Annotated in this window: 8 protein-coding genes; 2 read left to right on the forward strand and 6 right to left on the reverse strand. The window is 71.2% G+C overall.

Annotated elements, in window-relative coordinates:
* From MQH10_RS25700 to MQH10_RS25710, 3 genes are all read right to left on the reverse strand, one after another.
* Positions 1 to 452: tetratricopeptide repeat protein (locus MQH10_RS25700; RefSeq protein ID WP_242566815.1), on the reverse strand; the 452-nt coding region annotated here is incomplete at its 3' end.
* On the reverse strand, positions 452 to 4,882 hold the full coding sequence (gene bcsA, locus MQH10_RS25705; RefSeq protein WP_242566816.1) for a UDP-forming cellulose synthase catalytic subunit: 4,431 nt from the start codon (positions 4,880 to 4,882) through the stop codon (positions 452 to 454). The genes bcsA and MQH10_RS25700, both read right to left, overlap by 1 nt.
* Positions 4,879 to 5,169, reverse strand: a complete 291-nt coding sequence (locus MQH10_RS25710; RefSeq protein ID WP_242566817.1) for a hypothetical protein — start codon at positions 5,167 to 5,169, stop codon at positions 4,879 to 4,881. The genes bcsA and MQH10_RS25710 overlap by 4 nt, the downstream gene beginning before the upstream one ends.
* 381 nt (positions 5,170 to 5,550) lie before the next feature.
* Here MQH10_RS25710 and MQH10_RS25715 point away from each other — a divergent pair, with 381 nt between their 5' ends.
* Together MQH10_RS25715 and MQH10_RS25720 are read left to right on the forward strand one after the other, a co-directional pair.
* Positions 5,551 to 6,363: a P-type ATPase actuator domain-containing protein gene (locus MQH10_RS25715; RefSeq protein WP_242566818.1), complete on the forward strand. Its 813-nt coding sequence runs from the start codon at positions 5,551 to 5,553 to the stop codon at positions 6,361 to 6,363.
* On the forward strand, positions 6,261 to 8,069 hold the full coding sequence (locus tag MQH10_RS25720) for a cation-translocating P-type ATPase (RefSeq protein WP_242566819.1): 1,809 nt from the start codon (positions 6,261 to 6,263) through the stop codon (positions 8,067 to 8,069). Before MQH10_RS25715 ends, MQH10_RS25720 begins: the two co-directional genes overlap by 103 nt.
* A 12-nt stretch (positions 8,070 to 8,081) precedes the next feature.
* Here the strand turns inward: MQH10_RS25720 and MQH10_RS25725 are convergent, their stop codons facing one another.
* Genes MQH10_RS25725 through MQH10_RS25735 form a run of 3 tightly spaced genes read right to left on the reverse strand, consistent with a single transcriptional unit; the run spans position 8,082 to position 10,810 of the window.
* Positions 8,082 to 8,864, reverse strand: a complete 783-nt coding sequence (locus tag MQH10_RS25725) for a 3-hydroxybutyrate dehydrogenase (RefSeq protein WP_242566820.1) — start codon at positions 8,862 to 8,864, stop codon at positions 8,082 to 8,084.
* A 2-nt stretch (positions 8,865 to 8,866) separates the two neighbouring features.
* On the reverse strand, positions 8,867 to 10,021 hold the full coding sequence (locus MQH10_RS25730) for a DUF3734 domain-containing protein (RefSeq protein ID WP_242566821.1): 1,155 nt from the start codon (positions 10,019 to 10,021) through the stop codon (positions 8,867 to 8,869).
* A 45-nt stretch (positions 10,022 to 10,066) separates the two neighbouring features.
* Positions 10,067 to 10,810, reverse strand: coding sequence for an SDR family NAD(P)-dependent oxidoreductase (locus tag MQH10_RS25735; RefSeq protein WP_242566822.1), 744 nt, complete (start codon positions 10,808 to 10,810; stop codon positions 10,067 to 10,069).
* Between the last annotated feature and the right edge of the window lie 232 nt (positions 10,811 to 11,042).

Consider the following 11,042-nt stretch of genomic DNA (forward strand, 5'->3'; position numbering starts at 1 on the left):
GGGGCCAGGGCGCGCGCCGTCTGCGGCGTGTCCAGCCGCGCGAAGCCGGCCAGCCGCAGATCATGCGGCCGCGCCGCGCTCAGCCGTCCGGCCCAGACCGCCGCCGACATGGCGTCTCCGCGCGCCCGGGCGAGATCGGCCAGGGCGTAGAGCACATCCGGGTTGTTCGGCGCGACCGCCAGCGCCCGTTGCAGGGTCGCCTGGGCCTGGTCGTTGCGCCCCTGCTTGCGCCAGGCCTGGGCCTGACGGATCAGGGCCTCGACCGGCGAGACGATCGGCTGGGCCGGGGTCGCCGCCTGGGCCTCATGCGGCGCGGTGCGGATCGGCAGGTCGGCCGTAGCGGTCGCCCCGGCGTCCGGCAGGCGGACGATGGGTTCGGCCTGGGCCTGGTTGGCGATGGCGCTCGCCAGGGCGGCGACCGCGGTCGCGGGAAGGGCGGTACGGACGGACATCACAGATCTCCGAAGTCGGGGTTCAGCCTGCGGCGGGCGCGGACGTTCAGGGCGCGCGAGACCAGCAGGGCGAGGAGGAGGGCGAGGACGAGGGCGCCGGCGGCGAGCGCCATGGGGTGCAGGTGCAGCCACCACAGGGCGGCGACGGGCGCCGGCAGATGGCCGATCCAGGCGGTCGGACCGACCTGGTAGGCCGAAACCCCGTGCGGCCCGGCGATCGCCAGGTCGCCATGGGTCCCCGCCGCCCGCAGCGGGTCGTCCAGGCCATAGATCAGGGCCGGCAGGTCGCCGCTCTGGCTGGCCAGGACCGCCACCACCACCCGCTGGCGGTCGATGGGGGAGATCCAGCTGGCCAGGCCCGAGAAGCCGTTGGCGCTGACCAGGCCGGCCTGGGCGTCGCGCGCCTGGGCGGCGCGGTCGTCGCCGCTGGTCAGCCAGCGCACGCCCGGACCCGCCGGCCCGAACCGGGTGAACACCCGATCCAGCAGCCGCTCCGAGGTCGTCACCCGCACCTCGCCGCCATTAGCGATCACCGGGGCGCCGGCGAACAGGTCCGGCAGGGTCTGGGACAGGCCCACCGGGCCGATCACCAGCACGTCGCGGCCGGCCAGATCCGTGGCTTCGCCGGCCCGGATCACCTTGACCGCCGTCACCGGCGCGCCGGTGGCCGCCCCTGTCCGGGCCATCACCGCGAACAGGGTCTCGATCTCCGCCGTCCCCGGATCGGCCGGCAGGATGACCGAGGTCTCCGACAGGTCCGAATGGCGGCTGAAGGGGAAGCCGGCGCTGGCGAAGCTGGCCAGTTCCGGGAACCGGGCGAAGTGATAGCCCCCGGTCAGGTCGATGCGGCTGTCCGGGTCGATATTGGCGTGCACGTCGCCGGGGACTTCGCCGGCGCAGGCGCCGCGCTTGTCCACCCGCAGGTCGTAATAGAAGCCCAGCCGGTTCCGGGCGAAGAGGTCATAGGCCGGCAGGTCGATCTTGGCCTTCCGCAGCGCCAGGCCCGGACCCACGATCTGCTCGGCCTTGTCGGCGAGCGTCGAGGGCCGCAGGGGCAGGGAGCCCAGATAACGGTCGTTGAGCGACACATCGAGGCGCGAGGTCCGATAGTCGACCCACTCGCCGCGGGGATAGCGATAGCCCAGGTCCAGGCGGGCCGAGGTGCCCGGCCACAGGAACAGGTCCGGCGCCACCCGCAGATTGGCCGAGAGCGTGCCGGGGCGCAGGCCCACGCCCTGCAGGGCCAGGGGATCGACGAATTCGCCCAAGCGCACCGACTGGCCGGTCTTGGCCCAGCGCGGCGCGTCATAGGCGGGACGGGGCCCGCCGCTCATGGGCGAGACCTGGCTGCTCCCGCCGCTCATGGCCGCGGCCGATTGGGCGAGGCCCCGGGCGGCGGTCAGGATCTCGGCGTCGTTGCGGCCGGTGACCAGCAGCATCACGCCGAACGGGTCGGACGGATTGCGCGCCAGGGTCACCCGGGGCCCGTCGAGGTCCGGCAGGGTCACCCCGCCGACCGTCTCGCCGGCCCGGCCGAGGACCACGGGGTCGCCAGCGGGGATCTGGCCCACCTGCACCGCGAACTTCACCGGCCGCAGATTGGCCTGCACCCCGAAGTACGAGGCCATGGCGGCGCCGGCCTGCAGTTCCTGGTTCGACGGCGTGCTGGCATAGACCATCTGCACCCGGGGCGGACGCGGATCGGTCAGGTTCAGGAACGGCGCGGGCAGGCGGTTCAGGTCCGGCTGGCCGGGCACGCGCTGCAGGGTCAGGTCCAGGTTGGAGCGGACATTGCTGACGTCGGCCCACAGGCTGGAGTGCAGCGGATCCTCGCAGTCGCGAGTGTAGTGGCCGATGAACTTCAGGTTCAGCCGGTTGGTCGACCGGAACAGGCCCGGATCGATCGGCAGGTCGATGGACACCCCGCCCGACCGGTCCGGCGTCAGCTGGATATTGGCGATCACCTCATTGTTCAGCGCCACGACCATGTGGCTGAGGTCGGAGAGCAGCTGGGGGGAATAGGCCATGCGCAGATGCAGGGTCGCGCCCACCACCACCTCGTCCGGCCGCAGCTCGAACGGCACGCCGGCCTCGCCCTCCACGCCGCGCAGGCTGAGCGGATAGTCCGAGCCCAGGTCCTTGAGCGACAGGGTGGTCTTGTAGGTTCCGGCCGGCGCCGGGGCGACGGGCTGGGGCGCCGGGGCCGCGACGGCGCGGACCGGTGTGGCCAGGGCGGTCAGACCGCCCAGCGCCAGGATCGCGCCGACCAGGCTCACGGCCATGGCGGGCCGGCGCGGCTTGCGCAGGAAGCGGCCGTTGCGGCGGGCGGCCGGCCGGGCGTTGCGCCACAAGAGCACCGACAGGCTGGCGCGGCACAGGTCGACGAAGGACTGGGCCGCGGTCCAGTGCGGCTTGGAGTCGGGCAGGGGCCAGGCGTCGGCGCGGCCCAGCACCACCCGCACCAGCTCGCGGCGCTGGTCGAGGTGCATGTGCCGGAACTGCAGCCGGGTGCGGACCCCCTCGCGGCCGGCCAGCTTCACGGGGAAACGGACCCGGCGCGCGCCGCTGGGCAGCTCGACGGCCTCGATCGCGCCGGCCCGGGCCGGTTCGCGGGTGACGATCGCCACCCCGCCCATGGAGATGTCGCGGCTGACGCCCAGGACGACGGCGCCGTCCTCATAGATCAGCTTGGCCTCCATGTCGGCCTCGACCCGGACCGCGTTGCGGACCTGGCGGCTTTCGCGGCCGACCGAGATGGCGGTGAACACGATCAGCAGGTTGAAGATCGACCAGCCGATATTCAGTGCCGCGGTCTGCACCTCGGACGCGGCCACATGGCCGAACACCGACTGGAACACGCCCTTGGCGATGCCGGCGATCAGCAGGGCCGCGGCGATCAGCAGCGGGGTCAGGATGCGGACGTCGAAGAACCCTTCGCGCAGCAGCCCGCCTTTGTCGGTCACGTTGAACTTGCCGCGCTTCGGATCGATCAGCGGCAGCAGCGCCGGGGCCACCAGGTGGAAGGCCAGCAGGGTCTCATAGACCTCGCCCCAGAAGGCGCGGCGGTCGCGGCCGTGCAGCCGCTCATTGACCACCACCGAGATCAGCAGGTGCGGCGCGGCGTAGGCGGCGATGACGATGGCCGGTGCCGCCACGATCTGCTGGTTGAACAACAGATAGGCCAGGGGCGCGGTCAGGAACACGATCCTGGGCAGGCCGAACTGGAAGTGGGTCATGGCGGCCAGGTAGCAAAGCCGCTGCGACAGGGTCAGCTGGCCGCCGATCAGCGGATTATCGACCCGGAAGATCTGGGTCATGCCCCGCGCCCAGCGGGCCCGCTGGCCCACATGGATGGACAGCCGCTCGGTGGCCAGGCCGGCGGCCAGGCGCAGGTTCAGATAGGCGGTGTTCCAGCCGCGCTTCTGCATCTTCAGCGCGGTGTGGGCGTCCTCGGTGACCGTCTCGCCGGCGAAGCCGCCGACGCTGGCGATGGCCGAGCGCCGCAGGATCGCGCAGGAGCCGCAGAAGAAGGCCGCGTTCCAGAAGTCGTTGCCCGGCTGGACGACGCCGTAGAACAGGTCGCCCTCGCCGGGGATGTCCTTCACCGCGAACACGTTCCGCTGGATCGGGTCGGGTGAGTAGAAATAGTGCGGGGTCTGCAGGAGGGCGAGGCGCGGGTCGGCCTGGAACCAGCCCAGGGTCATCTGCAGGAAGGCCCGCGTCGCCACGTGGTCGGCGTCGAAGATGCAGATCAGCTCGCCGTTGGTCTGGCGCAGCGCATTGTTCAGATTGCCGGCCTTGGCGTGCAGATTGTCGGGGCGGGTGATGTAGTTCACCCCCACCGCCTCGGCGAAGGCGCGGAACTCGGCGCGGCGGCCGTCGTCCAGCAGGTGGATGCGCCGGCGCTCGGGCGGATAGTCGATGGTCAGCGCCGCCAGCACCGTGTCCTGCACGATGTCCAGGCTCTCGTTATAGGTCGGGATGAAGATGTCGACCGTGGGCCAGGTCTCGGGCGCGCCGTCCAGCGGCCGCACCTGGCGGTCCAGTGGGCGGACGCATTGCAGGAAGCCCAGCATCATCACGATCCAGGCGTAGATCTCGGCCAGATAGAGCCCTGTCCCCAGGAAGGCCGACAACGGACCGTTGAAGTGCAGGGTCTCGGTGGTCCGCCACCAGAGATAGCGGGTGCCCATGGCGATCGAGATGAAGGCCAGGGAGAGGGTGATCAGCGGCGAGCGGCTGCGCGACAGGGCCAGGCACGCCAGGAAGGCGGCGGCGCCGAAGATCAGCTGGCCGCGCAGGTCGAGGGTGACCACGGCGGTGACGGTGAGCAGCAGGGCGCCCGCGATGATGGCGGGCCCGGCCAGGGCCGGCGACAGGGTGTGGGTGGCGCGCCGCAAGTTGCGGGCGGCGAAGGTGGCGACGCTCATTTGCGTTCAAGCCTTTTGAAGAGGTCAGCGAGAGGCGTTCCGGTCCCTGTCGGACGGGCCGGGGTGTAGGCGTAGCGGCTGAAGCCCGAGGCGGGCGGGGCAGCCGGTTGAGGCGGGGGCTTCGGGGCCGCGACCGGGCCGGGCGGCGCCGGCGGCGCGGGATCAACCGGCGGCGTCTCGGCAGGCGGGGCCTGGAGGATCGGCGCCGGCGCCAGGGCGTCGATGTCGAATTGCCGGTAGTCGAGCGTCACGCCCGTACGGCGCTTGAAGGAGTCTATGTCGGTCATGTCCCGTCGTCCCCCCGGGACGCCCCCGCGCGATTGCGGATGGCGGCCGGTTGGCCGGGAGGCGGGCGTCTGGCCCGTTTGCGTTGGTAGAAGACCGTCCCCCAGTCGCAGAGAGGGTTAAATGAACGGCACTGACCCAAACCTGTGGTGGTTGTTCATAATCCGGACAGATAAAAGCCCAATTTGGGGTTTTGACGACTTCGTCAATTCTTTCACCCGCAAGAATAGGTGAAATGCAATTTTGAATAGTCTTATCGCCCTGGATTCACCTGATGTCCGGGGTGCGGCCCGTTCATGATCTCGCTCAAGGCAGGTTGTGGTCATGGGACTATTCAGGTTCGCCGCCTCCCGTCCTGTGAGTCTGCGAACGGAATCTCCTGAATGGACGCCGCGACCCTCCATGGCCTGAGCGAAGCCGAGGCCGCGCGGCGGCTGGCCGAGGGCGGGCCGAACGCCCTGTCGGCGCCGCGTCGCCGCGGCGTCCTGCGCATCGCCTTCGAGACCATGCGCGAGCCGATGTTCCTCCTCCTGGTCGGGGCCGCCGGGCTCTATCTGGTGCTGGGCGACCTGGGCGGCGGCCTGTTCCTGATGGTCGGCGCCATGGGCTCGATCGGCCTGGTGATCCTGCAGGAGACCCGCAGCGAACGGGCCCTATCGGCCCTGCGCGATCTGTCCCAACCCCATGCCCGGGTGATCCGCGCGGGCGTCGAGCGCCGAATCGCGGCCGCCGAGCTCGTGCCCGGCGACATCGTCCTGGTGGGCGAGGGCGAGCGGCTGCCCGCCGATGGCGTGCTCGCCGCGGGCGATGTGCTCAGCGTCGATGAATCCGCCCTGACCGGCGAGTCCGCGCCCGTCTCGAAACGTCCCCTGCTGGAGGGCGAGACCTTTTCGCCGGACGCGGCCCCCGGGGCGGAGGACGGTCCCAATCTCTATTCCGGAACCTTGATCGTGCGCGGCCAGGCGGTGGCCCGGATCAGCCGCACCGGCCCGGCGACGGCGCTGGGCCAGATCGGCGTGTCCCTCGCCGCCATCACCCATGAGGCGACGCCGCTCCAGAGGTCAGCGGCCGGCTGGTCACTTGGCTGGGGGGAATGGCCATCGGCTTCTGCGTCGTGGTGGCCATCGCCTATGGCCTGCTGCGCGGCGACTGGATCCAAGGCGCGCTCGCTGGGATCACCGTGGCCATCGCCCTGATCCCCGAGGAATTCCCCATGGTGCTGGCGGTGTTCCTGGCGCTCGGCGCCTGGCGGCTCGCCACCCACCAGGTGCTGGTCCGCCGCAGCGCGGTCATCGAGGCCCTGGGCGGGGCGACGGTGCTCTGCGTGGACAAGACCGGCACCCTCACCGAGAACCGGATGCAGGTCGCCCGCCTGTGGTCGCCCCATGCCGAGATCGCGGTCGGCCCAGGCCCGCCGCCGGCGGGCGAGCTCGCCGATCTCCTGCGGATCGCCGCTCTGGCCTCGGCCGTCCGCCCCGTCGACCCCATGGACAAGGCCGTGCGGGCGCTCGCCCAGTCCTGGGCCCCGGGGGCTGAGGCGCCTGGCGAACCCGAGCGGGCCTGGCCGCTGCAGGCGGACCGCATGGCGATGATCCAGGTCTGGCGCGGCGCGGGCGAGGCGCGTGAGGCCGCCGCCAAGGGCGCCCCGGAAGCCGTCTTCAAGCTGTGCCGCCTGACGCAGGACGAGGTCGCGCGTCTGACCCGGGTGGTCCACGCCCTCGCGGACCAGGGGCTGCGGGTCCTGGCCGTCGCCTCCGCCGGGGGGACCGCCGCCTTTCCGGACGACCCATCCGCCGTGACCTTCGACTTCAGGGGCCTGGTCGGCTTCCTCGATCCCGTCCGCCCGGACGTGCCGGCCGCCCTGGTGGAGGCGCGCTCGGCCGGCATCGCGGTGGTCATGATCACCGGCGACCATCCCGCCACGGCGCTCGCCATCGCCCGCGCCGCCGGGATCGACGTCACTGGCGGGGTCCTGCTGGGGACCGAGCTCGCGGCCCTGCCGGACGAAGCCCTCGCCGACCGCCTGCGGGGCGTGCGGGTCTGCGCCCGCATCACCCCGGACCAGAAGCTGCGCATCGTTCAGGGCTTCAAGGCCGCCGGCGAGGTGGTCGCCATGACCGGCGACGGGGTCAATGACGCCCCGGCCCTGGAGACCGCTCACATCGGCATCGCCATGGGCCGGAAGGGCACGGACGTCGCCCGCGAAGCCGCCGACCTGGTGCTGATGGACGACAGCTTCGCCTCCATTGTCGGCGGGGTGCGGCTGGGACGGCGGATCTTCGTCAATCTGCGCAAGGCCCTGGTCTATGTGACGGCCATCCACGTGCCGATCGCGGGCCTCGCCCTGATCCCCATCCTCCTGGGCCAGCCCCAGCTCCTGTTCCCCATGCACGTGGTGTTCCTGGAGCTGGTGATCGACCCGATCTGCGCCATGGTGTTCGAGGCCGAGCCGGGCAGTCTGGACGCCATGCGTCGTCCGCCGCGCAAGCGCGACGAGGCCCTGTTCGGACCGACCCAGCTGCGGCTCGCCCTGGTGCAGGGGCTGGGCGTCCTGGCCGGGGTGCTGGGCCTCTATCTCTGGGCTCTGAGCCGCTATCCCCAGGCGGAGGCCCGCGGCGCGGCCTTCCTCGCCCTGGTGGTCGGCAATCTGGTCCTGGCGCTGGCCGACGCCGCCTCGGGGGGCGCGCCGCTGTTCACGGCGCGGCGTCGGATCTACTGGATCATCGCCGGGGCCGCCGGCGCCGTGCTCGCCGCGGTCCTGACGATCCCGCCGCTGGAGGCCGCCTTCAAGGTCGCCACCCCGCACAGCGGCCTGTGGCTCATCGCGCTCGCCGTCGCCCTGGTCAGCGGCGGCTGGTTCGGCGTCGCGCGCAGGCTCCGGACCCGGCCGCCCGCGCGCTGAGCCGGTCGGCCTCTACTGCATGTACCAGCCGTGGCTCACCACCACCGACTGGCCGGTGAGCGCATTGGTCGGGAAGCCGGCCAGGAACACCGCGGTGCGGGCGACGTCGTCGACGGTGGTGAACTCGCCGTCGACCGTGTCCTTCAGCATCACCTTCTTGACCACGTCGTCCTCGCTGATCCCCAGCTCCTTGGCCTGCTCGGGGATCTGCTTCTCCACCAGCGGGGTGCGGACGAAGCCGGGGCAGATGACGTTGGAGCGCACGCCGTACTTGGCGCCTTCCTTGGCCACCACCTTGGCCAGGCCCTCCAGCCCGTGCTTGGCGGTGACGTAAGGCGCCTTCAGCACCGAAGCCTCCTTGGAGTGGACCGAGCCCATATAGATCACGCTGCCGCCGCGGCCTTGGGCGTACATGTGCTTCAGGCAGGCCCGCGTCGTCAGGAAGGCGCCGTCCAGGTGGATGGCCAGCAGGGTCTTCCAGTCGGAGAACTTGAAGCTCTCGATCGGGCCGACGATCTGGATGCCGGCGTTGGAGACCAGCACGTCGATGCCGCCGAACTTGGCCGCGATCGCCTCGATCCCGGCGTCGACCTGGTCCTCGTCGGTGACGTTCATCGCCACGCCCATGGCGCGCGCGCCGGTCGGATCGAAGGCCAGCGCCGTCGCGTTGGCGGCGTCGAGGTTCAGGTCGGCGATCGCCACCTTGGCGCCCTCGGCCAGGAAGGCCTTGGCGATTTCCTTGCCGATGCCGCTGGCGGCGCCGGTTACGACACAAACCTTGTCCTTGAGGCTCATGGTCAGTCCTTCCTGGTGGCGTGGGGAGTGGGGGTGACGAAGTCGAACACGCGCACGGCGTGCGATCCCTTGGGCGGGGTCAGGACCTCGGGGTGGGAGAGGGTGACGGTCGCGTCGCGATGGCCGGCGAGCCAATGCTCCTCCATGGTCCGGCGCGAGAACTCATAGTCCTTCGACTGGCCCTCATAGGTGGCCGAGCGATAGACCAGCTGGACGATATTATAGACCGCGGGGTCGGAGGCCTCGGCCAGGATCCGCGCCTGGGGCGTGGCCTTCAGCTCCTCCGGCATCTTGGCCAGGAGCTCATTGAAGGTGGCGCGCAGCTTCTGCAGCTTGCGGAACGCGTCGGTCGCGGCCCGGGTGCGGCTGGAGAACTGCACCTCCTTCATCCGCACCGCCACTTCCGACAGGTCCCGCGGCAGCTCGCCGCGGGCGCTCCAAAGGTCGATCTGGAAGACCAGGGTGTCGAGGTCGGTCCGGGCCGACAGCACCCAGTCCAGCGGGGTGTTGGAGACCAGCCCCCCGTCCCAGTAGTGCTCGCCCTCGATCTCCACGGCCTCGAAGGCCGGCGGCAGGGCGCCGCTGGCCATGATGTGCTCGGGCCCGATCTTGTGGGTGGTGTTGTCGAAATAGGCGAAGTTGCCGGTCCGCACGTTCACCGCGCCGACGCTGAACCTCTGGGCCTTGGAATTGATGCGGTCGAAATCGACCAGCCGCTCCAGGGTCGCGCGCAGGGGCTTGGTGTCGTACCAGCTGGTCGCCCCCTCGGCGCCCGGCGGCTGCAGATAGGGCGGCGGCAGGCGCGGGGTGAAGAAGCCCGGCACGCCGCGCATCATGATCGCGCCCGAGGCCAGCTGGTTGGTCCAGCTGCGGGCCTGGTCGCCGCTGAGCAGTCCGGCCCAATAGCCGGACCAGCCCCCGTCCCCGGCGTCGCTGACCAGCTCCCAGAACTCCCGCAGCTTCGCCACCCGCCGCTCGCGGGGATTTCCGGCGATGATCGCGCTGTTGATCGCCCCGATCGAGATGCCGGCCACCCAGCTCGGCTCGACCCCGGCCTCCTGCAGGGCCTGGTAGACCCCGGCCTGATAGGCGCCCAGCGCCCCGCCGCCCTGCAGCAGCAGGGCCACGCTTTCGAACCTGGCGGCCGGCGACGTCATGTGCATTGTGCAATGCAGCATCCGTGCGGCGGGATCAAGGCGCCCTCAGCGGGCGATCTTGAACGGCCCGGCCGCCTGGCAGGTCGGCATCAGCTCCATGGTGTTGACGTTCATGTGGGCCGGCAGGTTGGCGCTCCAGAACACGGCCTCCGCGATATCCTCGGCGGTCAGGGGCTGGACGCCGTCATAGACCGCCGCGGCCTTGGCGACGTCGCCATGGAACCGCACCTGCGAGAACTCGGTGCCCCCGCACAGGCCGGGCTCGATGTCCGTCACCCGCACGCCGCGCCCGACCAGGTCGGCCCGCAGGTTCAGCGAGAACTGGCGGACAAAGGCCTTGGTCGCCCCGTACACATTGCCGCCCGGATAGGGATAGTTGGCCGCCACCGAGCCCATATTGATCACATGGCCCCGGCCGCGCGCCACCATGCCCGGCAACAGGGCGTGGGTGACATAGGTCAGGCCCTTCACATTGGTGTCGATCATGGTCTCCCAGTCGTCCAGCGAGGCGCTGTCGGCGGGCTCCAGCCCGAGCGCCAGGCCGGCGTTGTTGACCAGCACCTCGACGTCCTCGAACCCGGCCGGCAGCCGGGCCAGGGTCTCGGCCACCGCCGCCCGGTCGCTGACGTCCAGCGCCAGGGGCGCGAGGTTCGGCCCCAGCTCGGCCGCCAGGGCCGCCAGCCGGTCCTGCCGGCGCCCCGCCGCGATCACCTTGGCGCCCGCGCCCACGAAGCGGCGCGCGATGGCCGCGCCAAATCCGGCGGTCGCGCCGGTCACAAGAACGATCATGTCTGCTCCATGGGTTGGGGGAGGGGCGTGAGCGTCCGATAGCCGGACCCATCCCCGCCGTCGATCCTCTTCCGCCGCGCATCCGCCCATGCGTTTTTTAGATGCGCGCTTGGTCCCGGCATGGCCTCAGATAGGCAGCCCGCCCCAGGAGGTCCGATGAAACCGACCCGCCGCGCCCTGATCGCCGCCGCCGCCGCCGCCGCCCCGGCCTTCGCCGGCCTCGCCGACCGCG

Origin of the sequence: Phenylobacterium aquaticum (assembly GCF_022695515.1) — a bacterium.
GTDB classification, from domain to species: Bacteria; Pseudomonadota; Alphaproteobacteria; order Caulobacterales; family Caulobacteraceae; genus Phenylobacterium; species Phenylobacterium aquaticum.